Raw genomic sequence first — 25,590 nt, 5'->3', positions numbered from 1 at the left:
GGCAGCGCGACGTCCATGTCGGATTCTCGCCAGCGACGGTGACGCCGGGTGGCCCATCCTTGACCCATGCACACCGACACCGAGCGCTGCGTGCGGGCCGTCCGGTCCAAGGACGCCCGTTTCGACGGATGGTTCTTCACCGCTGTGCTGACCACCGGGATCTACTGCCGGCCGAGCTGCCCCGCCGTGCCGCCGAAGGTCGCGAACATGACCTTCTACCCGAGCGCCGCCGCCTGCCAGCAGGCCGGCTTCCGGGCCTGCAAGCGCTGCCGGCCCGACAGCAGCCCCGGGTCGCCCGCCTGGAACGTCCGTGCGGACGTCGTCGCCCGCGCCATGCGCCTCATCGGCGACGGGGTCGTCGACCGCGAGGGCGTGCCCGGGCTCGCCGCGCGCCTCGGCTACTCGACCCGCCAGATCGAACGCCAGCTCCTCGCCGAACTCGGCGCGGGCCCCCTCGCCCTCGCCCGCGCCCAACGGGCGCAGACCGCACGCCTGCTCATCGAGACCACGCCGCTGCCCATGGCCGACGTCGCCTTCGCGGCGGGCTTCTCGTCCGTGCGCACCTTCAACGACACCGTGCGCGAGGTGTTCGCCCTCGCCCCCGGCGAGCTGCGCACCCGGGCGGCCGGCGCGCGCGGCCGGCCCCGGCCGGCCCCCGGGGCGATCTCGCTGCGGCTCCCGTACCGGGCCCCGCTCGAACCGGGCAACCTCTTCGGCCACCTCGCGGCGACCGGCGTCCCCGGCGTCGAGGAGTGGCGCGACGGCGCCTACCGGCGCACCCTCGCCCTCCCGTACGGCCACGGCATCGTCTCCCTCGCCCCGCGGCCCGACCACATCGCCTGCCGGCTGTCCCTGACCGATCCGCGGGACCTCACGATCGCCATCAGCCGCTGCCGGTGGCTGCTCGACCTCGACGCCGACCCGGAGGCCGTCGACGAACGGCTGCGCGCCGACCCCGGTCTCGCCCCGCTGGTCGGCAAGGCGCCCGGCCGCCGCGTCCCCCGTACCGTCGACGCCGCCGAGTTCGCGGTGCGCGCCGTGCTGGGCCAGCAGGTGTCCACCGCGGCCGCCCGCACCCACGCCGCCCGGCTGGTGACCGCCCACGGTGTGCCCGTGGAGGACCCCGAGGGCGGGCTCACCCATCTGTTCCCCACCCCGGAGGCGCTGGCCGCCCTCGATCCGGAGAAGCTGGCGCTGCCCCGCAGCCGCCGGGCCACCCTCACCGGACTGGTGGCCGCGCTGGCCGGCGGCGGGCTCGCCCTCGACCCGGGCAGCGACTGGGACCGGGCCCGCGAGCGGCTCGGCGCGATGCCCGGCTTCGGGCCGTGGACGGTCGAGGTGATCGCGATGCGCGCCCTGGGCGACCCGGACGCCTTCCTCCCCACCGACCTCGGCATCCGGCGTGCCGCGGCGGCCCTGGACCTGCCCGCCACACCCGGCGCGCTCACCGCGCACGCCGCGGCCTGGCGGCCCTGGCGCGCCTACGCCGTCCAGTACCTGTGGGCCACCGACGACCACCCGATCAACCATCTGCCCGCGTGAGGGCACCGCACGAGACCGGAGCGCATGTGAGCACAGCACACGGGACGGCGGCGCGCGCGGCGCGGACGCCCGGGAGCCGGGACCGGCGGCACACCGTCGTCGACAGCCCCTACGGGCCGCTGACCCTCGTCGCCACCGAGGGGGTCCTCAGCGGCCTCTACATGAGCGGCCAGCGCCACCGCCCCGCCGAGGAGACCTTCGGCGATCGGGACGCGTCCCCGTTCACCGAGGCCGCCCGCCAGCTCGACGCGTACTTCGCGCGCGAGCTGACCGACTTCGACCTGCCGATGCGCTTCGACGGCACACCGTTCCAGCTCCGGGTGTGGGAGCAGCTCCGCCGCATCCCGTACGGTCGGACCCGCACCTACGGGGAGCTCGCGGAGGCCCTCGGCAACCCGAACGCCTCACGGGCGGTCGGCCTCGCCAACGGCCGGAACCCGATCGGCATCATCGTCCCGTGCCACCGGGTGATCGGTTCGTCCGGCTCCCTGGTCGGGTACGGCGGCGGCCTCGGCCGCAAGCAGCGGCTGCTGGCCTTCGAGAGCGGCGCTCCGGAGGAGACCCTCTTCTGAGCGCCGCCCGGCTGCCGGTCACGCGGCCCGGGACTCCCGGGCCAGCCGTTCCAGCAGCGGCGGCAGCGAGTCGCCGATCGGCTCCCGCACCACCTCGTCGGCGAGCTCGTCGTACGGCGTGGGCTCGGCGTTCACCACGATCAGCCGGGCACCGTGGTCGGCGGCCATGCCCGCCAGCGAGGCCGCCGGCTGCACCTGGAGCGTGGTGCCGACGGCCACGAACACCTCGCAGGCCTTGGCCACGGCCATCGCCTCGCCGAGCACCGCCGGGTCGAGGCGCTCCCCGAACATCACCGTCGCCGACTTGAGGATGCCGCCGCACACCCGGCACGCCGGGTCGTCCTCGCCCGCCGCGACACGGGCCAGCGCCTCCTCCATCGTGGAGCGGGCGTGGCAGCGGGTGCAGGTCACGGCGCGGGCGGTCCCGTGCAGTTCGAGCACCTTGCGGGCGGGCATGCCGCCGAGCTGGTGGAGACCGTCCACGTTCTGGGTGATGACGCGGACGGCGACGCCCGGCCGGCGGTCCAGGGCGGCGACGGCCCGGTGGGCGGCGTTGGGCTCGGCGTTCAGGGTCTCGGCGTCGCGGCGCATCAGCCAGGACCGGCGCCGGATGTCCGGATCGGCCATGTAGCAGTCGTAGGTGACGAGTTTCTCGGCCTCGGGGTCCCGCCGCCACAGCCCCTGGGGGCCGCGGTAGTCGGGGATGCCGGAGTCGGTGGACACACCGGCCCCGCTGAGGATGGCGACGAGGGTCATGGCGGGAGCCTACGCAGCGCCCCAGCGGCGGGCGAGCGGGTTTCTCCCGGGCCGCGACAGGCGGGGCCCCGACCGGGCCGCGGCACGGGCGGGAGGCCCGTCAGCGGGGCGGCAGACCGTTCTCCAGCTCGACCGCCCCCGTGCCGGCGTCCAGCGCGGCCAGCGCCGACAGCACCCGGTCGCCGAGCTGCCCCAGCAGATGACCGGGCAGCTCCTCGCGCTCCACAAGCCGCCAGGACAGCAGCTCCGCCTCCTGGATCCTGATCCGGGCGAGCTGCTCCCCGGTGAGCACGCCCCCGTCGTACACGTACGCGGCGATCGGCGGACGGCCCACCCCCGGGACCCAGTCGACGGCGAGCAGCGCACCCGGCTCGACGTCGAGACCGATCTCCTCCAGGGTCTCCCGGCGGGCCGCCTGCCGGGGCGTCTCGCCCTGGTCCGACTCGATGGTCCCGCCGGGCAGCGCCCAGCCCGCGCGGTAGTTGGGCTCGACCAGGAGCACCCTCCCGGCGCCGTCGCGCAGCAGCACGGCCGCGCCGGCCAGGACGCGGGGGAGGGAGGCGATGTAGGCGGCGTAGTCCGGGGTCGTCACGGCTCGCAGCGTAGAGGATCGGGCCCGCGGGGGTGGGCCGCAGGACGGCACCGGCCCGCCCGGCGCGGGGCGTATCGCTGGGTGAACGGGGGCTGGCCGGGGGCCCTGAGCTGCGGATAGGGTCGGGGCGGCGCGACTGCCTGTTCGACAAGCAAGGGATACAAGGGTGACGGACGGAGCAGTTTCTCGGTCGGCGCGTGTTCTCGTGGCGGCTGACAAGTTCAAGGGTTCGCTGACGGCCGTGCAGGTCGCGGAGCGGGTGACCGCCGGGCTCCGGCAGGTCGTACCGGGCCTGGAGGTCGAGACGCTGCCCGTCGCCGACGGCGGCGACGGCACGGTCGCCGCGGCCGTCGCGGCGGGCTTCGAGCGGCGCGAGGTGCGGGTGGCCGGTCCGCTCGGCGACCCGGTCACCGCCGCGTACGCCCTGCGCGGCACCACGGCCGTGGTGGAGATGGCGGAGGCGTCCGGTCTCCAGCACCTGCCGCCGGACACCTTCGCGCCGCTGACGGCCACCACGTACGGCTCGGGAGAGCTGTTGCGGGCCGCGCTCGACGCGGGGGCGGCCACGATCGTCTTCGGGGTCGGCGGCAGCGCGACCACGGACGGCGGCGCCGGCATGCTGGAGGCCCTCGGGGCCGCCTTCCTCGACGCCGACGGCAAGCCGGTGGCGCGCGGCGGCGGCGGGCTGGCGGATCTGGCGACGGCGGACCTCTCGGGCCTGGACGCCCGTTTCGCCGGCGTCGACCTGATCCTCGCCAGCGACGTGGACAACCCGCTGACGGGCCCCAAGGGCGCCCCCGCGGTGTACGGCCCGCAGAAGGGCGCGAGCCCCGACGACGTCGCCGCCCTCGACGCCGCGCTCGCCCACTACGCCGAGGTGCTCACCACGGCGACCGGTCCGTCGGCTGCGGAGTGCGCGAAGGCTCCCGGCGCCGGGGCTGCGGGCGGTATCGGCTACGGGGCGCTGGTCGCCCTGGGCGCCCGTTTCCGGCCGGGGATCGAGGTCATGCTCGACGTGCTGGGCTTCGCGCCCGCCCTGGAGAAGGCGACCCTGGTGATCACCGGCGAGGGCTCGCTGGACGAGCAGACCCTGCACGGCAAGGCGCCCGCCGGGGTGGCCGCCGCCGCGAGGGCGCGGGGCGTCGAGGTCGTCGCCGTCTGCGGCCGCCTGGCGCTGCCGCCCGAGGCGCTGGGCCGGGCCGGCATCCGCCGCGCCTACGCGCTGGCGTCCCTGGAACCGGACCCGGCGGTCTCGATGGCGCAGGCGGGCCCCCTGCTGGAGCGGGTGGCGGCGGACATCGCCCGCGACTTCCTGGCCTGAGCCCCCCCCAGAGCGCACGAAGGCCCCCCGGCGTCCGCGCCGGGGGCCTTCCGCGTTCCCGCCCCCCGGGGCGGGCGCGCCACGGTGGTCCGGGGCGACCGCGTCCGGGGGCCTTCGGCCCGCCGCAGGCCCGCCCGCCCAGGACCTGTCGGCCCGACCCCTGGGCCCGGGAGCCACCGGCCCGTGCCCACGACCCGGCCGCCACCCGCCCCGCCGCACCGGCCACGCACGAGGGCCCCGGACACCGTGCGGTGTCCGGGGCCCTTCGTGGTGTCCCGGGGGACGTGCCCGTCTCCCTTACGGGAGCTGGGCCGCCCGGGCCTCGCGGTTCTCGCGGCGGTTGTCCCGGATGGTGTTCACGCGACGGGCGGTCGCGAAGAGGGGGATCGTCGCCGCCATCACGATCTGGAGCGCGCAGCCCATCTGGAGGAGCACCGCGCCGCCGGGCGCGTCGAACGCCCACGCCGCCAGCATGCCCATCGCGGCCACGATCCAGCCGAGCATCGCCACCGCGAGGACACCCCGCGGCTTCGGGTACTCGACCCGGCTGACCATCAGCCACGCCGTGCCGATGATCGCCAGCAGCGTCGGGATGAAGGGCAGCTCCAGCAGCACGATGGAGACCACCGTCAGCGCTCCGAAGGGGCTCGGCATGCCCTGGAACATGCCGTCCTTCATGGTCACGCACGAGAATCTCGCAAGCCGCAGCACCACCGCCAGCAGCACCACGATCGCGGCCACCGCCGAGACCCGCTGGTGGGCGTCGTCCGCGACCATGCCGTAGACCAGCACGAAGTACGCGGGGGCGAGCCCGAAGCTGATCAGGTCGGAGAGGTTGTCCAGCTCCGCGCCCATCGGCGAGGACCGCAGCTTGCGGGCCACGAGTCCGTCGCAGAGGTCGAAGATCGCGGCCAGCAGCATCAGGATCACGGCCGTCGCGGCGCTGTGCCGCGCCATGCCGGTCTCCTGGCTGCCCTGGAGGTGCGGAATGAGGATTCCGGTGGTGGTGAAGTACACCGCCATGAATCCGCACGTCGCGTTGCCCAGAGTGAGGGTGTCCGCTATCGACAGCCTCAGACTGAGCGGCATCTCCTCCGCGTCGTCGTCCTCGTCGTCGGCGGCCCAGTTGCCGGCCTGTGTGTCGGGATCAATCACGGTCAATGCGAGTCACCCCCGCGGTCGTGGTCTGTCCGACCTCGACGGCGACGTCCACACCCTCCGGGAGGTAGATGTCGACACGCGAGCCGAAGCGGATCAGACCGATGCGCTCACCCTGCTCGACCTTGGTGCCCTGCGGGATGTACGGGACGATGCGCCGCGCGACCGCGCCGGCGATCTGCACCATCTCGATGTCGCCGAGTTCGGTGTCGAAGTGCCAGACAACGCGCTCGTTGTTCTCGCTCTCCTTGTTGAACGCGGGGACGAAGCCACCGGGCACGTGCTCGACGGACGTGACGGTGCCGGCCAGCGGCGCGCGGTTCACGTGGACGTTGAGCGGGCTCATGAAGATCGCTACCCGGGTACGCCCGTCCTTCCACGGCATGATGCTCTGCACCACGCCGTCGGCGGGGGAGATGACCCGGCCCTGAGCGATCTCGCGCTCGGGGTCGCGGAAGAACCACAGCATGCCCGCCGCGAGTGCGGTGACGGGCACGGCCACGGTCGCGGCCCGCCGCGAGCGGCGGGACCGGGCCAGGCTGAGGGCAGCGGTGGCGACGGTCGGCAGGAGCCACGGCGATGCTCCGCGAGCGATACGCACGCCACGGAGGCTGTCGCGATGTGCAGAGGTTTGGCTGTGGGGCATGGATGACCTTCGTAGCGGATGATGCCGCGCTGGCAACAGGGGGACGGCGGCTTTCCGTCGATGTTATCGGTTACGACCCGCAACTGGGAAAGCCAGAAGCCGAGTCGACGGCCGGAAGATGATGACAGGGTGTGATCATCTTCCGGCCGTAACCGACCTAAAAGCGACAATCAACCCTGCGACCGGTACTCCTCGAGCAGTCGACGGCCAATGATCATTTTCTGGATTTCGGCGGTACCTTCGCCGATCAGCAGCATCGGCGCCTCGCGGTAGAGGCGCTCGATCTCGTACTCCTTGGAGAAGCCGTAGCCGCCGTGGATACGGAAGGCGTCCTCGACGACTTCCTTGCAGTACTCGGAGGCGAGGTACTTCGCCATCCCTGCCTCCAGGTCGTTTCGTTCCCCGGAGTCCTTTTTGCGTGCCGCGTTCACCATCATCGCATGGGCGGCCTCGACCTTGGTGGCCATCTCGGCCAACTTGAACTGAATCGCCTGGTGCGCGGCGATCGGCTTGCCGAAAGTGTGACGTTGCTGGGCATACGAGACACCGAGTTCGAAAGCACGCTGCGCGACACCGCAGCCACGCGCCGCGACGTTGACCCGGCCGACCTCGACGCCGTCCATCATTTGGTAAAACCCTCGGCCGGTGACCCCGCCGAGTACCCGATTGGCCGGAATGCGCAGTCCGTCCATGATGAGCTCGGTCGTGTCGACGCCCTTGTAGCCCATCTTGTCGATCTTCCCCGGGATGGTCAGGCCCGGACGCACCTCGCCGAAGCCCGGCTCCTTCTCCACGAGGAACGTGGTCATCGACTTGTGCGGAGCGGTCCCCTCGGGGTGTCCTTCGTCACTCCGGCACAGCACGGCGACGAGCGTGGAGGTGCCGCCGTTCGTCAGCCACATCTTCTGGCCGTTCAGGACGTACTCCTCGCCGTCCTTGACGCCCTTGGACGTGATGGCCGACACGTCCGAGCCGAGCGCCGGCTCCGACATCGAGAACGCGCCACGCACCTCGCCCAGCGCCATCCGGGGCAGGAAGGTGTCCTTCTGCTCCTGGGTGCCGTGCTGCTTGAGCATGTACGCCACGATGAAGTGGGTGTTGATGATGCCCGAGACGGACATCCAGCCGCGGGCGATCTCCTCGACGCAGAGCGCGTATGTGAGAAGGGACTCACCCAGGCCGCCGTACTCCTCCGGGATCATCAGCCCGAACAGGCCGAGCTCCTTGAGGCCGTCGACGATCTCCTGGGGGTACTCGTCCTTGTGCTCCAGCTCCGTGGCGACCGGGATGATCTCCTTGTCCACGAAGTCCCTCACGGTGGAGAGGATCTCCTGCTGGACGTCGGTCAGACCTGCGGTCCGGGCGAGTCGCGCCATGGCTACTTCTCCTGCTTCTTCACGGGCTCGACGAGGTCGGGACGGCCGGGCTGCTCGCCGCCGCGCTCCTTGATGTACGTCTCGGTCGGGACCATCACCTTGCGCCGGAAGACACACACCAGGGTGCCGTCCTGCTTGTAGCCCTTGGTCTCGACGTGGACGATGCCGCGGTCGTTCTTCGACCTCGACGGGGTCTTGTCCAGGACCGTGGTCTCGCCGTAGATCGTGTCGCCGTGGAAGGTCGGCGCCACATGGCGCAGCGACTCGATCTCCAGGTTGGCGATGGCCTTGCCGGAGACGTCCGGCACGGACATGCCGAGCAGCAGCGAGTAGATGTAGTTCCCCACCACGACGTTCTTGCCGAAGTCCGTGGTGTTCTCCGCATAGTTGGCGTCCATGTGGAGGGGGTGGTGGTTCATCGTCAGGAGACAGAAGAGGTGGTCGTCGTACTCCGTGACCGTCTTCCCGGGCCAGTGCTTGTAGACCGCCCCGACCTCGAACTCCTCGTAGGTGCGTCCGAACTGCATGGCGCTCAGGCCTCCGGGATCTCGAACGTGCTGGTGCGCTTCATACCCGCCGCGCGGCCCTTGCCGGAGATGACCAGCGCCATCTTGCGGGAGGCCTCGTCGATCATCTCGTCGCCGAGCATCGCGGAGCCCTTCTTCCCGCCGGCCTCGGACGTGTAGTAGTCGTAGGCGTCCAGGATCAGCTCGGCGTGGTCGTAGTCCTCCTGGGAGGGCGAGAAGATCTCGTTCGACGCGTCGACCTGGCCGGGGTGCAGCACCCACTTGCCGTCGAAGCCCAGCGCCGCGGCGCGCTGCGCGACCGCGCGGTAGCCCTCGACGTTGCGGATCTGGAGGTAGGGGCCGTCGATCGCCTGGAGGTTGTTGGCGCGGGCGGCCATCAGGATCTTCATCAGGATGTAGTGGTAGGCGTCGGCCGGGTAGCCGGGCGGCTGCTCGCCGACGACCAGGGACTTCATGTTGATCGAGGCCATGAAGTCGGCCGGGCCGAAGATGATGGTCTCCACCCGCGGCGACGCCTGGGCGATGGCGTTCACGTTGTTGAGGCCCTGGGCGTTCTCGATCTGCGCCTCGATGCCGATCTTCCCCGGCTCGAAGCCCATGGTCTTCTCGATCTGGGTGAGCAGCAGGTCGAGCGCGACGACCTGCTCGGCGCTCTGCACCTTCGGCAGCATGATGCAGTCGAGGTTCTGCCCGGCGCCCTCGACGACCGTGACGACGTCCCGGTAGGTCCACTCGGTGGTCCAGTCGTTGACGCGCACGACCCGTGTCTTGCCCGTCCAGTCGCCCTCGTTCAGGAACTTGACGATGGTGTGCCGGGCCCCCGGCTTGGCGAGCGGGGCGCAGGCGTCCTCCAGGTCGAGGAAGACCTGGTCGGCGGGCAGGCCCTGGGCCTTCTCCAGGAACCGCGGGTTCGAGCCGGGTACGGCGAGGCAGGAACGGCGCGGACGCAGCCGGTTCACCGGGTGCACGGGCGTGCTCATGCGGGGACCTCCGAACTTTCCAGGGGGCTGAGCTTGTTTGCGTTGCGGATCTCGTCGACGATACGGCCGATGATCTCCGTGATGCCGAAGTCCTTCGGCGTGAAGACGGCGGCCACGCCGGCCTCCCTGAGCTGGGCGGCGTCCGCGTTCGGGATGATGCCGCCCACGATCACCGGGATGTCCGGGGCGCCCGCGTCGCGCAGCCGCTCCAGCACGTCGGGCACCAGCTCCGTGTGGGAGCCGGACAGGATCGACAGGCCCACGCAGTGGACGTCCTCCGCGAGGGCGGCGGAGACGATCTGCTCCGGCGTCAGCCGGATGCCCTGGTAGACCACCTCGAACCCGGCGTCGCGAGCCCGCACGGCGATCTGCTCGGCGCCGTTGGAGTGCCCGTCCAGGCCCGGCTTGCCCACCAGCAGGCGCAGCCGGCCGGCGCCGAGCTCGTCCGCCGTCCGCGACACCTTCTCCCGGACGGCCGCGAGCGGTGTGCCGGCCTCCGCGGTGACCGCGACCGGAGCGCTGCTGACGCCCGTCGGCGCGCGGAACTCGCCGAAGACGTCCCGCAGCGCCCAGGCCCACTCGCCGGTGGTGACGCCCGCACGCGCACACTCGACGGTGGCCGCCATCAGGTTCTCCGTGCCGGCCGCGGCCTTCTTCAGGGCCGCGAGGGACTCCGCGGCGCGGACCTCGTCCCGCCCCGCCCGCCACTCGTGCAGCTTGGCCACGACCCGTGCCTCGTTCGCCGGGTCGACGGTCATGATGGCCGTGTCGAGGTCGGCGGTGAGCGGGTTCTCCTCGGTCGTCTCGAAGATGTTGACGCCGACGATCTTCTCGTCGCCCGCCTCGATCCGCGCCCGCCGCTCGGCGTGCGAGGACACGAGCTGCGACTTGAGGTAGCCGGACTCGACGGCTGCCATCGCGCCGCCCATCTCCTGGATCCGCCCGATCTCGGCGAGGCACTCGTCGACGAGGGCGCCGACCTTGGCCTCGATCACGTGCGAGCCCGCGAAGATGTCCTCGTACTCCAGCAGGTCGCTCTCGTGCGCCAGCACCTGCTGGATGCGCAGCGACCACTGCTGGTCCCAGGGCCGGGGCAGGCCCAGCGCCTCGTTCCAGGCGGGGAGCTGCACGGCGCGGGCGCGGGCGTCCTTGGAGAGTGTGACGGCGAGCATCTCCAGCACGATGCGCTGGACGTTGTTCTCCGGCTGCGCCTCGGTCAGGCCGAGCGAGTTGACCTGGACGCCGTAGCGGAACCGGCGCTGCTTCTCGTTCCCGATGCCGTAGCGCTCGCGGGTGATCTTGTCCCAGATGCGGCCGAAGGCGCGCATCTTGCACATCTCCTCGACGAAGCGGACGCCCGCGTTCACGAAGAACGAGATACGGGCGACCACGTCGCCGAACTTCTCGGCCGGCACCTGGCCCGAGTCGCGCACCGCGTCGAGCACCGCGATCGCGGTGGACATCGCGTACGCGATCTCCTGCACCGGCGTGGCGCCGGCCTCCTGCAGGTGGTAGCTGCAGATGTTGATCGGGTTCCACTTGGGGATACGGGCCACCGTGTAGGTGATCATGTCGGTGGTCAGGCGCAGCGAAGGACCGGGCGGGAACACATGGGTCCCGCGCGACAGGTACTCCTTGACGATGTCGTTCTGGGTGGTGCCCTGGAGCCGGGTGCTGTCGGCCCCCTGCTCCTCGGCGACCACCTGGTACAGCGCCAGCAGCCACATGGCCGTCGCGTTGATGGTCATCGACGTGTTCATCTGCTCCAGGGGGATGTCCTGGAACAGCCGCCGCATGTCGCCCAGATGGGAGACCGGCACCCCGACCCGGCCGACCTCGCCGCGGGCGAGGACGTGGTCGGGGTCGTACCCGGTCTGCGTCGGCAGGTCGAAGGCGACCGACAGACCCGTCTGGCCCTTGGCGAGGTTGCGCCGGTACAGCTCGTTGGACGCCTCCGCGGTCGAGTGCCCCGCGTAGGTGCGCATGAGCCAGGGCCGGTCCTTCTTGCGCTCAGTCATGGAGGGACCTCAGACATTCCTGAAGCGGTTGATGGCGTCGAGGTGCTTGGCGCGCATCTCCGGGTCCTTGACGCCGAGCCCCTCCTCGGGGGCGAGCGCCAGCACGCCGACCTTGCCCTGGTGGAGGTTGCGGTGCACGTCGTACGCGGCCTGGCCGGTGTCCTGGAGGGAGTACACCTTGGACAGCGTCGGGTGGATCTTGCCCTTGGCGATGAGGCGGTTGGCCTCCCACGCCTCGCGGTAGTTGGCGAAGTGCGAGCCGATGATCCGCTTCAGCGACATCCACAGGTAGCGGTTGTCGTACTCGTGCATGTAGCCCGAGGTCGAGGCGCAGGTGGTGATGGTGCCGCCCTTGCGGGTGACGTAGACGCTGGCGCCGAAGGTCTCGCGGCCGGGGTGCTCGAAGACGATGTCGATGTCCTCGCCGCCGGTGAACTCGCGGATGCGCTTGCCGAAGCGCTTCCACTCCTTCGGGTCCTGGGTGCGCTCGTCCTTCCAGAACCTGTAGCCCTCGGCGCTGCGGTCGATGATCGCCTCGGCGCCCATCGAGCGGCAGATGTCCGCCTTCTGCTCGCTGGAGACGACACAGATCGGGTTGGCGCCGCCCGCGAGCGCGAACTGCGTGGCGTAGGAGCCCAGTCCGCCGCTCGCGCCCCAGATGAGCACGTTGTCGCCCTGCTTCATGCCGGCGCCGTTGCGGGAGACGAGCTGGCGGTAGGCGGTCGAGTTGACCAGACCGGGGGCCGCCGCCTCCTCCCAGCTCAGGTGCTTCGGCTTCGGCATGAGCTGGTTGGACTTGACGAGCGCGATCTCCGCCAGGCCGCCGAAGTTGGTCTCGAAGCCCCAGATGCGCTGCTCGGGGTCGAGCATCGTGTCGTTGTGGCCGTCGGAGGACTCCATCTCGACCGACAGGCAGTGCGCGACGACCTCGTCGCCCGGGGTCCAGGCGTTCACGCCGGGGCCGGTGCGCAGGACGACGCCCGCGAGGTCGGAGCCGATGACGTGGTAGGGGAGGTCGTGGCGCTTGGTGAGCTCGGACAGCCGTCCGTAGCGCTCCAGGAAGCCGAAGGTGGACAGCGGCTCGAAGATCGAGGTCCACACGGAGTTGTAGTTGACCGAGCTGGCCATGACGGCCACCAGGGCCTCGCCGGGGCCGAGCTCCGGCACCGGCACGTCGTCCAGGTGGATCGACTTGCGGGGGTCCTTGTCCCGGGTCTCGAGGCCGGCGAACATCTCCGTCTCGTCCTTGTGCACGGTGATCGCGCGGTAGGACTCGGGGAGCTTCAGAGCGGCGAAGTCGGCGGACGTGCTCTCCGGCGACTGGATCGCGTCCAGGATTTCCTTCACGGTGTTGCCTCCGGCGGGAAGCGTCCTGCGGGGACGCTGAGGGGTTCGTCGGGCGGTGCTGGGTGTGGAGGTGTGCCGTCGGTTCGGCGGATGGAGCTGCTTCGGCGGCGCCTGTGGGCGCGACGGGAGTTGCCTGTGACGCAGGCGTCCGGGCGGAGCGGCCGGGGGCTGCTGGGACAGCCGGCGTACGAGTGTGCTCTGCACGCCGGCCGCCCGGACTCCTTCAACGTATGGCACGCCGTGCCAGGTGGCAAGACACTCCGTGCCAAGAATTTCTCTCAGATGCAATCCGCCGGACACATATGAGCGATGATCGATCGAACGGGGTCGCGAAACAGGCGAAGACCGCCCGGATCGGGCGGTCTTCGCCTGTCTGTCGTACAGGGCCGGCGGGCCGGCGGTCAGGCCTCCCGGAGGGCCTTCTCGATGGTGCGCATGACCTCGCTGAGCGGCGCGTCCGTCCGCGCCACCGCCACCAGGACCTCGCCCTCGGTCCGTACGGCGGCCGGCGCGTCGTGCGCCGCCGCGGCGGTGTGCCCGGCCTTGCGGCCGGCCCCTATGCCGCTGCCGAAGGTGTCCCGCACGATGGCGAAGGCGTGGTCGAGCTGCGCCTCCACGTCGCCCTGCCCGCCGGCCCGCAGCCAGCGCCGCAGCACATGGTTGTGCGCCGTGACCACCGCGGAGGCGGCCACCTCGGCCAGCAGCGGGTCGTCGTTGCCGTCGTGGTGGTCGCGCTCGTCGAAGTGGCCCAGCAGATAGCGCGTGAACAGGCGCTCGTAGCGGGCCACCGAGGCGATCTCGCGCTCCCGCAGCGTCGGCACCTCGCGGGTCAGGCGGTAGCGCTCGACGGACACGGAGGGCGCGGACGCGTACATCCGCATGACCTCCTTGATGCCGCGGCACACCGTGTCCAGGGGGTGCTCGTGCGGCGGCGCCGCGTTCAGCACCGCCTCCGCCCGGACCAGGGTGTCGTCGTGGTCCGGGAAGATCGCCTCCTCCTTGGAGCGGAAGTGGCGGAAGAAGGTGCGCCGCGCCACCCCGGCCGCGGCGGCGATCTCGTCGACCGTCGTCGCCTCGTACCCCTTGGTGGCGAACAACTCCATGGCCGCAGCGGCCAGTTCGCGGCGCATCCTCAGCCGCTGGGCGGCGGCTTTCGAGCCCGCGGCGCTCTCCGCGGCATCGGGGGCGGAACCGGCGCGAAGCGGGCGTCGGGACGGATCGGCAGGCTGCGGCATGACTTGAACGTACTCCATGCCGGCCTCCGTGTGCGTCCGCGGGTCGCACCCCCGGTCCGCCGGGGGAGGGGCCCCGTCCGCGGGGGACGGGGACGGGCCGCCCGGACCGAGCAGCCCGCCCCACCCCGCCGAGGCGTCAGCGCCGGGCATATTCGCGGAAGCCGCGACCCGTCTTGCGGCCGAGGCAGCCCGCCGCCACCAGGTGCTCCAGCAGCGGCGCCGGGGCCAGGCCCGGGTCGCGGAACTCGCGGTGCAGCACCTTCTCGATGGCCAGCGAGACGTCCAGGCCGACCACGTCGAGCAGTTCGAACGGCCCCATCGGGTAGCCGCCGCCCAGCTTCATCGCGGCGTCGATGTCGTCGAGGGTCGCGTAGTGCTCCTCGACCATCTTGATCGCGTTGTTGAGGTACGGGAAGAGCAGCGCGTTCACGATGAACCCGGCGCGGTCGCCGCAGTCCACCGGGTGCTTGCGGATCTTCGCGGTGACCTCGCGGACCGTCGCGTGGACGTCGTCCGCCGTCAGGACCGTGCGGACGATCTCCACCAGCTTCATCGCGGGCGCCGGGTTGAAGAAGTGCATGCCGATCACGTCCTCGGGACGCGTGGTGGCACGGGCGCAGGCGACGACGGGCAGCGAGGACGTCGTGGTGGCCAGCACCGCGCCGGGCTTGCAGACCTTGTCCAGGGTGGCGAAGAGCTGCTGCTTGACCGCCAGGTCCTCGGCCACGGCCTCCACGGCCAGGTCGACACCGGAGAAGGCGTCCAGCGAACCGGCCGGGGTGATCCGGGCCAGCGTGGCGTCGCACGCCTCCTGCGTCATCCTGCCCTTGCTCACCGAGCGGCCCAGGGACTTGGTGATCCGGGCCTTGGCGTGCTCGGCCTTCTCCTGGCTGCGGGCCGCCAGCACGACGTCGTACCCGGCCTTGGCGAAGACCTCCGCGATACCGCTGGCCATGGTGCCCGAACCGGCCACGCCGACCGAGGAGACCGCCCGCCCGCCGGCCGCGTCCGCGGCCGCCCGGGGGGTCAGCGCGTCGGCGACCACCTCGGTGGAGCCGGGCTCCGCGTACGTGTAGAAGCCGCGGCCCGCCTTGCGGCCGGTCAGCCCCGCCTCGCTGAGCTGGCCCAGGATCGGCGCCGGCGCGTGCAGACGGTCGTGGGAGGCGGCGTACATGGCCTCCAGCACCGTCCGGGCGGTGTCGATGCCGATCAGGTCGAGCAGCGCGAGCGGCCCCATCGGCAGACCGCAGCCGAGCCGCATCGCCGCGTCGATGTCCTCACGGGACGCGTAGCGGGACTCGTACATCGCCGCGGCCTGGTTCAGGTAGCCGAACAGCAGACCGTCCGCGACGAAGCCGGGCCGGTCGCCCACCGCGACCGGCTCCTTGCCCAGGTCGCGGGCGAGCGCGGTGACGGACTCCACCGCCGGCGGCGAGGTCAGCACCGAGGAGACCACCTCGACCAGCTTCATCGCGGGGGCCGGGTTGAAGAAGTGCAGGCCCAGCACGCGCTCCGGGTGCTGGGACTCGGCGGCCAGCCGGGTCACCGACAGGGCGTTGGTGCCGGTGGCGAGGATCGTGTCCGGGCGGACGATCGCGTCCAGCTCCCGGAAGACCTGCTGCTTGATCTCGTACGTCTCCGGCACGACCTCGATGACGAGATCGGCGTCGGCGGCGGCCCGGAGGTCGGCGTACGTACGGAAGCGGGCCAGCGTGGTGCGGCGCTCCTCCTCGGTGATCCGGCCGCGCTCCACGGCGCGGGCGGTGGACGCCTCCAGGGCGTCGGTGGCACGGCGGGCGGCGGCCTCGCTGACGTCGATGCCGACGACCTCGCGGCCGGCGCGGGCGAGCACCTCGGCGATGCCGGCACCCATGGTGCCGAGACCGACGACGGCGATGGTGTGCAGAGGGGTGTCCATCACGGGACTCCAGGGATGAGTGACGACTGGTGAGGGAGCGCGGACGGTGCCGGACGGGCGTGAGGACGCCGGGCGGGCGGAGGTGTCGCGCGACGATGCGCTCGGGAGACCGTCGTGGGTCCGACCCGGGAGGGCGGCGCCACGAGGGGCGTGACCACGGGCATTCACAAGGGCCGACGGACGCTGTCCCACGTCTCGTCGTACTGCACGGCACAACGGCCGAACCGACTGCTCCCGCGGGCGGCTGCGTCACCAGGCCGCCGCGGAACGCGGGGGGTACCCGCTCACATGAGAGTAACCGGCCAGTAACGAGCGCGCCAGCCCCCGTGGGATTCCCGCCGCTGTGATCTGGATCCCGCCCCGAAACGGTGCGCACCGCCGATACCCTGACAGACATGGACGAGGAGTTACGGTCGCTCGCACACCGTCTGCGCCGCGAATCAGGCGGCGGCGCCGCCTTCGAGCGGCTGCTGCTCACCGCCGACCGCGACGAACTCGCCGCCGAGCTCACGGCCGGCGAACGCCCGCTGTGGGCGCGGGAGATCGCCGCCTACCGGCTCGGCTGCGCCGGCGACAGCCGCGCCTTCGAGTCCCTGGTGCTGCTCCTCAACCACCGCGACCCCGACCGCTGTGTCGGCGCCGCCCACGCCCTGTACGAACTGGGCGACACCCGCACGCCCCGCGCCGCCGCCGCGCTCGCCACCAATGAACTGCGCGTCGCCTACGCGCTGGTGCCGGTCCGTCTGCTCACCCGGCTGCGTGCCCCCGAGTCCGCCCCCGCGCTGATCACCGTCCTCGGCCGGCGCCTGGTGCCCGGCGATCCGCACTGGCGCCTGGCCCTCGCCTGTGTGGAGGGCCTCGGCGCCCTCGGCGACGCCCGGGCCCGTGCGGTCCTCGCCTCGGCCGTGCCGCACCCGAGGCTCACGGCCGCGGCGTCGGCCGCCCTGGCACGACTGGACGCGAAGCCGTCCCCGCAGGGGAGTTGACCGGGCGCGGTCCGGGCGCACAGAGTTCGATCATGTTCAGATCAGGGGTGGGATTTCTCGCGCTGTTCGGCGTGGGCTGGCTGTTGCTGGGGATCGGCTCGTTCGGCACGGCGGTGGTGGTGACCGGCGCCGTCGCGGGGTGCGCCGTGGCGGCGGGACTGATGTACGCCGCGTCGCGGCTGCTGCCGGAATCGGCGGGCGGTCCGCCGCCGCCGGCGCAGCGGCGCCGCTTCGCGCAGGTCAACGGTGTGCAGTGGCTGCTGATCGCGGCCATCGCGGTGGGATGCGGGCGAGGCGGGGTGCCGGAGCTCATCCCGCCGCTGGTCGCGCTGGTGGTCGGTGCGCACTTCGTGCCGCTCGCCGCGGCCTTCGACCAGCCCCGGCTGCGGCTGCCCGCGGCGCTGCTCGTCGCCGTCGGCGCGGCCGGACTGGTGCTCGCGCTCACCGGCGCCTCCGACGCGGGCGTGCGCACGGTGGTGGGTCTGGGCTGCGCCCTGTCGCTGTGGGTGACGGCCGCGCTGACCGTCCGCGCCGACCGCGTCCCGCCGGAGCCCGCGCCGCACGGCGGCTGAGGCCCGGTGCGGGTGCGGGTGTGCCGGGGCGCGTCCGCGGGCGGGGCACCGGCGCGGCACCGGTCGCGCCGGGCGGGTCCGGCGGACGCCGGAGCGCGGGCCGGTCAGGCCAGGCGGCGGGTGTAGCGGACCTCGGGCACCCGGGTGCCGTCCACCTCGAAGGGCTCCTCCGTGCCGTCCGGCAGGAAACCGGCGCGCTCGTAGAAGCGCCGGGCGCGGGCGTTCTCCTTGAGGACCCACAACTCCATGCGGACGAAGCCCTTCGCGCGGGCGCGGCCGGTGACCTCGGCCATCAGGGCGTGCCCGACGCCCGACGATATCCGCTCGGGGAGCACGTAGATCGCGTACAGCTCGCACCCGTCGACGGTCGCGTCCGGCGCGCGGGACGGGCCGTAGCAGGCCCAGCCGATCACGTCGCCGAGCTGTTCGGCGACGACGTTCACCGTGCCGGCGGCGCCCGCCAGGTCCGCGTGCCGCCGCGCGGCGTCCGCCGCCGCGTCCATGAAGTCGAGATGCGACTGGGGCAGCAGGCCGGCGTAGGCGTGACGCCGCCCGCCGACGCGGATCGCGGCGACCGCCTCCCGGTCGCCGTCGGTCATGTCCCGCACCTTCACCGTCATCGCCTCGCGCCCCTCCGTGTCCGGTGTCGGACGTCACCCTGCCCGCCGGACTTCCTTCACGCTACGCGACAAGCCGTCAGAGGAGTGTCAGCTGGGTCGGCTCCAAGGTAACGGGTGCCTCCTGCGCGGCGGGCTCCGGCAGCGCGCGGCGGCTCCGGGGCGAGGCGGGACCGATGCCGTACTCGGCGGCCAGTTCGTGGACCTGCCGGGTGACGCGCCGCTGGTACCACTTCGGGGCGTAGGCGCCCTCCGCGTACATCCGCTCGTAGCGCTCGACCAGGTGCGGGTGGTGGGCGCGCAGCCAGCTCATGAACCACTCGCGGGCCCCGGGCCGCAGATGCAGCACGAGCGGGGTGACGGAGGTCGCGCCGGCGGCGGCGATCGCGCGGACGGTGGCGCGGAGCTGCTCCGGGCGGTCGCCGAGGAAGGGGATCACCGGGGCCATCAGCACCCCGCAGCCGATCCCCGCGCCGGTCAGGGCGCGGACGACGCCGAGCCGGCGCTCGGGGGAGGGCGTGCCGGGCTCCACGGTGCGCCACAGTTCCGGGTCCGTGAAGCCGACGGAGACCGAGATGCCGACCTCGGTGACGTCGGCGGCCTGCCGCAGCAGGTCGAGGTCGCGCAGGATCAGCGTGCCCTTGGTGAGCACCGAGAAGGGGTTGGCGTGGTCGCGCAGCGCCTGGAGGATGCCCGGCATCAGCCGGTAGCGGCCCTCGGCACGCTGGTAGCAGTCGACGTTGGTGCCCATCGCCACGTGCGCGCCCTGCCAGCGGCGGGAGGCGAGCTGACGGCGCAGCAGCTCCGGCGCGTTGACCTTCACCACGATCTGGCTGTCGAAGCCGAGCCCGGTGTCGAGGTCCAGATAGCTGTGGGTGCGGCGGGCGAAGCAGTACACGCAGGCGTGGGTGCAGCCCCGGTAGGGGTTGACCGTCCACTCGAACGGCATGCGCGAGGCCCCGGGCACCCGGTTGAGGATCGAACGCGCCCTGACCTCGTGGAAGGTGATGCCCCGGAACTCGGGGGTGTCGAAGGTGCGGGTGGTCACCGCGGAGGTGCCGAAGAGGGCGGAGTCGCCGCCCGTCCCCGGGTCCTCGGCCAGATTGTCCCAGCGCATCGGGTGCCTCCTCGTGGCCGCTGCCTCTGCCGTTCCCCTGAATAGAACACCTGTTCCCATGATCGACGCAAGCCGGATTTGGGGGGCGGCGTCCGAGGTGATTGGCTGTGCCCGTCCCGCTGGAGCGAGTGGAGGAGTAAGGAATGGCGCAGGTCGAGGCCACGACGGAACGGATCATCCAGGCGGACGCCGAGACGGTGTTCGACGCCCTGGCCGACTACGAGGGCACCCGCGCGAAGATCCTCCCCGAGCACTTCAGCGAGTACGAGGTCCGCGAGGGGGGCGACGGCGAGGGCACCCTCGTCCACTGGAAGCTCCAGGCCACCAGCAAGCGCATCCGCGACTGCCTGCTGGAGGTCACCGAGCCGACCGACGGCGAGCTCGTCGAGAAGGACCGCAACTCCTCGATGGTCACCACCTGGCGGGTCACCCCGGCCGGTGAGGGCGCCTCGCGCGCCGTGGTCACCACGGTGTGGAACGGCGCCGGCGGCATCGGCGGCTTCTTCGAGCGGACCTTCGCCCCCAAGGGCCTCGCCCGGATCTACGACGCCCTGCTCGCCAACCTCGCCGGCCAGGTGGAGAAGGCGTAACCCGGCGGCGCGTCCGGGCCCCGGCGCGCGAGCCCGCCGGAAGTCCGGCGGGCCGCCCCGGGCCGCCGGTCCGGTCCGCGGCGGCCCGCCCGCCGCCGCGGCTCACCGGATCGGGTGGTCTTCCCCGCGGCGCGGCCCGCGCCCCGCGCGTGCCGCGCCACGGGAAAGCCCCTGATGAGCGCCCCAAGTGCGCCCCCGTGGGGCCCTGTTGGGGCCCCCGCCGCCCTCCCGCCCGAGTTGCTCCGACTTCCTCCCCGATGCGAAGAATGACCCCGCGCAGGGCGACGAGGGGAGCAGACACGTGGGCGGCATCACCCTGGTGAAGGACGGGCAGGCCGTCGCGGCCGGCGGCACACCCGCCGGACCTCCACCGCCCCTGCCGCCGGATCCCGCCCCGCTCAGCCCCCGCCGCGTACGGCTGGTCTTCCTCGGTCTGATGCTCGCGCTGCTGCTCGCCGCGCTGGAGCAGATGATCGTCGCCACCGCCCTGCCGAAGATCGTCGGCGACCTCCAGGGCCTGGACCGGATGTCCTGGGCGATCACCGCCTATCTGCTGACGGCCACCATCGGCCTCCCCGTCTACGGCAAGCTCGGCGATCTCTTCGGCCGCAAGGGCGTGTTCCAGTTCGCCATCGTCGTCTTCGTCGTCGGCTCCGCGCTCGCGGGCTGGTCGCGCACGATGAACGAGCTGATCGCCTTCCGGGCCGTCCAGGGCGTCGGCGCCGGCGGGCTGATGATCGGGGTGCAGGCGATCATCGCCGACATCGTCCCCGCCCGCGAGCGCGGCCGGTTCATGGGCCTGATCGGCGCCGCCTTCGGGCTGGCCTCCGTCGCCGGACCGCTGCTCGGCGGCTTCTTCACCGACCACGCCTCCTGGCGCTGGTGCTTCTACTTCAACGTGCCCTTCGGGCTGGTCACCCTGCTCGTCGTGACCCTGGTGCTGCGGCTGCCGAAGCCCGCCGCGCGCGGCCGGATCGACGTCCTCGGCACCGTCTTCCTCGCCGCCGCCTCCACCTGCCTGGTGCTGCTGACGAGCTGGGGCGGCACCGAGTACGCCTGGGGCTCGCGCACCGTCCTCGCGCTCGGCGCCGGCGCCCTGCTGAGCACCCTGCTCTTCCTCGCCGTCGAACGCCGCGCGCCCGAACCCCTCATCCCGCTGCGGCTGTTCCGCGACTCCGTCTTCACCGTCACCTCCCTCGTCGGGGCCGTCATCGGCATCGCCCTCTTCGGCGCGGCCAGTTATCTGCCGACCTACCTCCAGATGGTCGACGGGGCCAGCGCCACGGAGTCGGGGCTGCTGATGCTCCCGATGATGGGCGGCATCGTGGTGGCCTCCGTCGTCTCCGGCCAGCTCATCAGCCGCACCGGCCGTTACCGCGTCTACCCGCTGCTCGGCGGCGCGGTCTCGGCCGCCGGGATGTGGCTGCTCTCCCGCCTGGAGACGGACACACCGCGGCTGGAGTACGGCATCTGGCAGGCGGTGCTCGGCCTCGGCATCGGCCTGGTGATGCCGGTGCTCATCCTCGCCGTGCAGAACGCCGTGCCGCCCTCCGACCTCGGGACGGCCACCAGCGCGCACAACTACTTCCGCCAGATCGGCGGCAGCGTCGGCGCCGCCGTCTTCGGCACCCTCTTCGCCGACCGGCTCGCCGACGCGCTCGCCGTCCGCCTGCCCGCGGGCGCCGGACTGCCCGACCCCGAGTCGATCACCCCGCAGGCCGTGCACGCCATGCCGCCCGCCCTGCGCGACGGCTACATCCAGGCCTACGCCGACGCGATGCCGCGCATCTTCCTCTTCCTGGTGCCGGTGCTCGTCCTCGGCCTGGTCCTCGCCTTCTTCCTCAAGGAGAAACCCCTGGTGTCCCACCACACGCCCGCCGCCGAGCCGACCACCGTCCCGCACGCGCGCGCCGCCGCCGCGGCCGCCGTGCCGGAGCCCGCGCCGGCCGCCGCGCCCCTGCCGGCCGGCGTCCCCGTCTGCGGCACCGTCCAGCACCACGACGGCAGCAGCGTGCCCCGCGCCGCGCTCACGCTGATCGACGTCCAGGGGCGCCAGGTCGGACGCGGCGCCAGCGGCGAGGACGGGCGGTACGCGCTCAGCGCGCCCGGCCCCGGCCCCTATGTGATGATCGCCGCCGCCGGCGGGCACCAGCCGCAGGCCGTCACGGTGACCGTCGGCGAACGGCCCGTCGACCTCGACGTCGTCCTCGGCGGCGCGGGCCGGCTGGCCGGTTGCGTCCTCACCGCGGACGGCTCCCCGGTCCGCGACGCGGCCGTCACCCTGACCGACGTGCGGGGCGACGTGGTCGCCTCCACCCGCAGCGGCCGGGAGGGCGGCTACGTCATCACCGACCTGGTCGCCGGGGAGTACACCCTCGCCGCCAGCGCCCCCGCGTTCCGGCCTGCCGCCCACCCCGTGAGCGTGCAGTCCTCGCGGGAGACCCGCCAGGACATCGAGCTGGCCGGGGGAGCGGTGCTGCGCGGCACCGTCCGCGCCGGCGACGGGCGGCCCGTCGAGGACGCCCGGGTGACCCTGCTGGACGCGGCGGGCAACGTCGTCGACACCCTCACCACCCGCTCGGACGGCACCTTCCGCTTCGTCGACCTGTCGTCCGGCGAGTACACCGTCATCGCCGCCGGCTACCCGCCGGTCGCCACCGTCCTCCAGGTCGCCGGCGGCGGCCGCACCGAGCGCGACCTCCAACTCGGCCACGCCGACTGAACGTTGCGCGGCCCCGCGCCTCCCCGGAGGCGTGGTGGCCGGGGGCGGGGCGGTCGTGGTCCGATAGGGCGGCCGAGGGCCGCCCCACAGCTTCCGGAGGAACCCCGAGATGACCACCAGATCCGCGCCGTTCGACGAACTCGACCGGAAGATCGTCGCCGCGCTCGTGGAGAACGCCCGGACGAGCTTCACCGAGATCGGCACCGCCATCGGGCTGTCCGCGACCGCGGTGAAACGCCGGGTGGACCGGCTCCGCGAGGAGGGCGTCATCACCGGGTTCACCACCACCGTCCGCCCCTCCGCCCTGGGCTGGCGCACGGAGGCGTACGTCGAGGTCTACTGCGAGGGCGCCGCCCCGCCGCGGCGGCTGGCCGAGGTGGTGCGCGACTATCCGGAGATCATGGCGGCGATGACGGTCACCGGGGGCGCCGACGCGCTGCTGCACGTCCGGGCGCGCGACGTCGAGCACTTCGAGGAGGTGCTGGAGCGCATCAGGACCGAGCCCTTCATCCGCAAGACCATCAGCTACATGGTCCTCTCCCATCTGCTGACCGCCAGCCCCGAGGCCGGCGCCGCCCTCGCCGCGCCGGCGGGCGCCGCGACGGTGCCGCAGGCGCCCTTCCCGGGGGAGCCGGGGCCCCCGTCCACCGGGGTGTTTCCGCAGGAGTGAGGGAAACCGGCGCCGAAGGGCCCGACGACGCAGCATTCCTGCGCGTACACGCAGGGGACGCCTCTTGTCCCCGGTCCGTCCCGATTCCTACCGTTGGCTTGTCACCGGACATGCGTCACCGGATATCGCGACAACGGCAGGAGGACCCCTTCGGTGTCAGCACAGCGTGTACCTCGCGCCAGGCGCTACCTGGTCTGTGAACCCCGCTTCTTCGACGTGAGTTACGCGATCAACCCCTGGATGAGCACGGACACCCCGGTCGACCGCGACCTGGCCCGCTCCCAGTGGCAGCACCTCGTCGACACCTACCTCGGACTCGGTCACACCGTGGACAACGTCGGACCCGAACCGGGCCTGCCGGACATGGTGTTCGCCGCCAACTCGGCCCTCGTGCTGGGCGGCCGGGTCTTCGGCTCACGGTTCCACGCACTCGAACGCCGCGGCGAGGAGGCCGCGTACGAGACCTGGTTCAAGTCCGCCGGATTCACCGTCCAGCAGTCCGTCGCCGTGTGCGAGGGCGAGGGCGACCTGGTGCCCGTCGGCGGATTCGTCCTCGCCGGCACGGGATTCCGCACCACCACCGACGCCCACCGCGAGGTGCAGGAGTACTTCGGCACCCCCGTCGTCTCCCTGACCCTGGTCGACCCGTACTTCTACCACCTGGACACCGCGCTGTTCGTCCTCGACGACGGCGCGGGCGGCGCCCCGGCGAACGTCTGCTACTACCCGGAGGCGTTCTCCCCGGGCAGCCGCGAGGTGCTGGAGCGCATGTTCCCCGACGCCGTGACCGCGACCCGCGAGGACGCCGTCGCCTGGGGCCTCAACTCGGTCTCCGACGGCGTGCACGTGCTCGTCGCCCCGCAGGCCGGCGCCCTCGCCGGCCGGCTCGCCGCCCACGGCTACGTCCCCGTCCCCGTCGACCTGTCGGAGTTCCACAAGGCCGGCGGCGGCATCAAGTGCTGCACCCAGGAGATCCGCGCATGACGCTGACGCCCGAACGCTCCGGCGCGACCGGAGCCACCGCACGCCCCGACTCCGCCGGCGGCACCCGCCCCGCGCGTTCGTCCGCCGAGCTGATCCGCGCCGAGCAGGACACCCTGGCGCACAACTACCACCCGCTGCCGGTGGTCGTGGCCCGCGCCGAGGGCGTCTGGGTCGAGGACGTCGAGGGCCGCCGCTACCTCGACCTGCTGGCCGGGTACTCCGCGCTCAACTTCGGCCACCGCCACCCCGGTCTGATCGACGCCGCCCACCGGCAGCTCGACGTGCTCACCCTCACCTCGCGCGCCTTCCACAACGACCGCCTCGCGGGCTTCGCCGAGGGCCTCGCCGCACTGACCGGCCTCGACATGACGCTGCCGATGAACACCGGCGCCGAGGCCGTCGAGAGCGCCGTCAAGATCGCCCGCAAATGGGCCTACGAGGTCAAGGGCGTCGCCCCCGGAGCGGCCACGATCGTCGTCGCCGACGGCAACTTCCACGGCCGCACCACCACCATCGTCAGCTTCTCCACCGACGAGAGCGCCCGCGCCGGCTTCGGCCCGTTCACCCCCGGCTTCCGGGTCGTCCCCTACAACGACCTGCCCGCCCTCGAAGCCGCCCTCGACGACACCACGGCGGCCGTCCTCGTCGAGCCCATCCAGGGAGAGGCCGGCGTCCTCATCCCCGACGACGGCTACCTCGCCGGCGTCCGCGAGGCCACCCGCCGGGCCGGCTGCCTGTTCATCGCGGACGAGATCCAGTCCGGCCTCGGCCGCACCGGCACCACCCTCGCCGTCGACCACGAGTCCGTCCGGCCGGACCTGCTGCTCCTCGGCAAGGCCCTCGGCGGCGGCATCGTGCCCGTCTCGGCGGTCGTCGGCCGGCGGGACGTCATGTCGGTGCTCCGCCCCGGCGAGCACGGCTCCACCTTCGGCGGCAACCCGCTCGCCGCCGCCGTCGGCTCCGCCGTCGTCGACCTGCTCGCCACCGGCGAGTACCAGCGCCGGGCCGCCGAGCTCGGCGAGGTGCTGCGCGAGGGCCTCACCGCCCTGCTCGGCAGGGGCGTCACCGGCTTCCGCGCCCGCGGACTGTGGGCCGGGGTCGACATCGAACCGTCCCTGGGCACCGGCCGCGACATCAGCGAACGGCTGATGGCCGAAGGAGTGCTCGTCAAGGACACCCACGGCACCACGATCCGCATCGCCCCGCCGCTGACGATCACGGCGGACGAGCTCCGCGGCGCGCTCGGCGCCCTGGAGAAGGTCCTCGGCTGACCCCGGGCGGGGCGCCCGGCCACCCGCCGGACGCCCCGCCGCGCCGGGCCTTGGCACGGCCCGCGGGAGCACC

The 25,590-nt window shown here is 72.6% G+C and carries 23 protein-coding genes; 10 read left to right on the top strand and 13 right to left on the bottom strand.

From position 1 onward, the window contains the following. Positions 1-66 precede the first annotated feature (66 nt). Both JE024_RS06015 and JE024_RS06010 read left to right on the top strand, forming a co-directional pair. Positions 67-1,542, top strand: coding sequence for an AlkA N-terminal domain-containing protein (locus JE024_RS06015; RefSeq protein WP_205372593.1), 1,476 nt, complete (start codon positions 67-69; stop codon positions 1,540-1,542). 26 nt (positions 1,543-1,568) lie between these two features. Next, positions 1,569-2,114, top strand: a complete 546-nt coding sequence (locus JE024_RS06010; RefSeq protein WP_205372592.1) for a methylated-DNA--[protein]-cysteine S-methyltransferase — start codon at positions 1,569-1,571, stop codon at positions 2,112-2,114. A gap of 18 nt (positions 2,115-2,132) precedes the next feature. On the opposite strand, the gene JE024_RS06005 is transcribed toward JE024_RS06010, so the two are convergent. Next, a complete protein-coding gene (locus JE024_RS06005) occupies positions 2,133-2,870 on the bottom strand; it encodes an SIR2 family NAD-dependent protein deacylase (RefSeq protein WP_205372591.1) in 738 nt (245 codons plus the stop codon). Positions 2,871-2,970: 100 nt separating this feature from the next. Then, positions 2,971-3,462 (bottom strand): NUDIX domain-containing protein, encoded by a 492-nt coding sequence (locus JE024_RS06000; protein ID WP_205372590.1) that lies wholly within the window; start codon positions 3,460-3,462, stop codon positions 2,971-2,973. A 166-nt stretch (positions 3,463-3,628) separates the two neighbouring features. On the opposite strand from JE024_RS06000, the gene JE024_RS05995 reads away from it, so the two are divergent. Continuing rightward, complete coding sequence (locus JE024_RS05995) at positions 3,629-4,783, top strand: glycerate kinase (RefSeq protein ID WP_205372589.1); 1,155 nt, start codon at positions 3,629-3,631, stop codon at positions 4,781-4,783. Between the two features lie 297 nt (positions 4,784-5,080). On the opposite strand, the gene pssA is transcribed toward JE024_RS05995, so the two are convergent. The 9 genes from pssA to JE024_RS05950 all read right to left on the bottom strand — a co-directional run bounded on the left by pssA (position 5,081) and on the right by JE024_RS05950 (position 15,988). Beyond that, a complete protein-coding gene (pssA, locus tag JE024_RS05990) occupies positions 5,081-5,938 on the bottom strand; it encodes a CDP-diacylglycerol--serine O-phosphatidyltransferase (protein ID WP_205376396.1) in 858 nt (285 codons plus the stop codon). Then, positions 5,931-6,587 carry a phosphatidylserine decarboxylase gene (locus JE024_RS05985; RefSeq protein WP_205372588.1) on the bottom strand — a complete coding sequence of 219 codons (657 nt, stop codon included), beginning with the start codon at positions 6,585-6,587 and terminating at the stop codon, positions 5,931-5,933. The genes pssA and JE024_RS05985 overlap by 8 nt, the downstream gene beginning before the upstream one ends. Positions 6,588-6,757: 170 nt before the next feature. Next, complete coding sequence (locus JE024_RS05980) at positions 6,758-7,963, bottom strand: acyl-CoA dehydrogenase family protein (RefSeq protein ID WP_205372587.1); 1,206 nt, start codon at positions 7,961-7,963, stop codon at positions 6,758-6,760. Positions 7,964-7,965: 2 nt separating this feature from the next. Then, positions 7,966-8,490: a MaoC family dehydratase gene (locus JE024_RS05975; protein ID WP_205372586.1), complete on the bottom strand. Its 525-nt coding sequence runs from the start codon at positions 8,488-8,490 to the stop codon at positions 7,966-7,968. 5 nt (positions 8,491-8,495) lie between these two features. Continuing rightward, positions 8,496-9,470 carry an HpcH/HpaI aldolase/citrate lyase family protein gene (locus tag JE024_RS05970; protein ID WP_205372585.1) on the bottom strand — a complete coding sequence of 325 codons (975 nt, stop codon included), beginning with the start codon at positions 9,468-9,470 and terminating at the stop codon, positions 8,496-8,498. Next, complete coding sequence (locus JE024_RS05965) at positions 9,467-11,488, bottom strand: ethylmalonyl-CoA mutase (RefSeq protein WP_205372584.1); 2,022 nt, start codon at positions 11,486-11,488, stop codon at positions 9,467-9,469. Before JE024_RS05965 ends, JE024_RS05970 begins: the two co-directional genes overlap by 4 nt. Before the next feature lie 9 nt (positions 11,489-11,497). After that, a complete protein-coding gene (gene ccrA / locus JE024_RS05960) occupies positions 11,498-12,835 on the bottom strand; it encodes a crotonyl-CoA carboxylase/reductase (protein ID WP_205372583.1) in 1,338 nt (445 codons plus the stop codon). A gap of 401 nt (positions 12,836-13,236) precedes the next feature. Beyond that, the gene (locus JE024_RS05955) at positions 13,237-14,088 is read right to left on the bottom strand and encodes a TetR family transcriptional regulator (RefSeq protein ID WP_205372582.1); all 852 of its coding nucleotides are present in this window, start codon (positions 14,086-14,088) and stop codon (positions 13,237-13,239) included. A gap of 118 nt (positions 14,089-14,206) precedes the next feature. Beyond that, positions 14,207-15,988, bottom strand: a complete 1,782-nt coding sequence (locus tag JE024_RS05950) for a 3-hydroxyacyl-CoA dehydrogenase family protein (protein ID WP_205372581.1) — start codon at positions 15,986-15,988, stop codon at positions 14,207-14,209. Between the two features lie 395 nt (positions 15,989-16,383). Between JE024_RS05950 and JE024_RS05945 the strand changes: the two genes are divergently transcribed. Together JE024_RS05945 and JE024_RS05940 are read left to right on the top strand one after the other, a co-directional pair. Beyond that, positions 16,384-16,974, top strand: coding sequence for a HEAT repeat domain-containing protein (locus tag JE024_RS05945; protein ID WP_205372580.1), 591 nt, complete (start codon positions 16,384-16,386; stop codon positions 16,972-16,974). Positions 16,975-17,006: 32 nt separating this feature from the next. Beyond that, complete coding sequence (locus tag JE024_RS05940; RefSeq protein WP_205372579.1) at positions 17,007-17,546, top strand: hypothetical protein; 540 nt, start codon at positions 17,007-17,009, stop codon at positions 17,544-17,546. Positions 17,547-17,650: 104 nt separating this feature from the next. On the opposite strand, the gene JE024_RS05935 is transcribed toward JE024_RS05940, so the two are convergent. After that, complete coding sequence (locus tag JE024_RS05935; protein WP_244882612.1) at positions 17,651-18,145, bottom strand: GNAT family N-acetyltransferase; 495 nt, start codon at positions 18,143-18,145, stop codon at positions 17,651-17,653. A 97-nt stretch (positions 18,146-18,242) separates the two neighbouring features. Further along, positions 18,243-19,280, bottom strand: a complete 1,038-nt coding sequence (locus tag JE024_RS05930; RefSeq protein ID WP_205372577.1) for an Rv2578c family radical SAM protein — start codon at positions 19,278-19,280, stop codon at positions 18,243-18,245. Between the two features lie 143 nt (positions 19,281-19,423). Here JE024_RS05930 and JE024_RS05925 point away from each other — a divergent pair, with 143 nt between their 5' ends. From JE024_RS05925 to rocD, 5 genes are all read left to right on the top strand, one after another. Further along, positions 19,424-19,870 carry an SRPBCC family protein gene (locus JE024_RS05925; RefSeq protein ID WP_205372576.1) on the top strand — a complete coding sequence of 149 codons (447 nt, stop codon included), beginning with the start codon at positions 19,424-19,426 and terminating at the stop codon, positions 19,868-19,870. A gap of 301 nt (positions 19,871-20,171) precedes the next feature. After that, complete coding sequence (locus tag JE024_RS05920; protein ID WP_205372575.1) at positions 20,172-22,592, top strand: MFS transporter; 2,421 nt, start codon at positions 20,172-20,174, stop codon at positions 22,590-22,592. Positions 22,593-22,701: 109 nt separating this feature from the next. Continuing rightward, a complete protein-coding gene (locus tag JE024_RS05915) occupies positions 22,702-23,262 on the top strand; it encodes an Lrp/AsnC family transcriptional regulator (RefSeq protein ID WP_244882610.1) in 561 nt (186 codons plus the stop codon). Positions 23,263-23,415: 153 nt separating this feature from the next. Continuing rightward, complete coding sequence (gene ddaH, locus JE024_RS05910; protein ID WP_205372574.1) at positions 23,416-24,246, top strand: dimethylargininase; 831 nt, start codon at positions 23,416-23,418, stop codon at positions 24,244-24,246. Then, entirely contained in the window at positions 24,243-25,517 is a 1,275-nt protein-coding gene (gene rocD / locus JE024_RS05905) for an ornithine--oxo-acid transaminase (RefSeq protein WP_244882608.1), read from the top strand. Before ddaH ends, rocD begins: the two co-directional genes overlap by 4 nt. Positions 25,518-25,590: the final 73 nt, after the last annotated feature.

This window comes from Streptomyces zhihengii, assembly GCF_016919245.1.
Taxonomy (GTDB): Bacteria; Actinomycetota; Actinomycetes; order Streptomycetales; family Streptomycetaceae; genus Streptomyces; species Streptomyces zhihengii.
The sequence above is the reverse complement of the archived record's forward strand: the minus strand, read 5'-3'. Positions and strand labels throughout refer to the sequence as shown.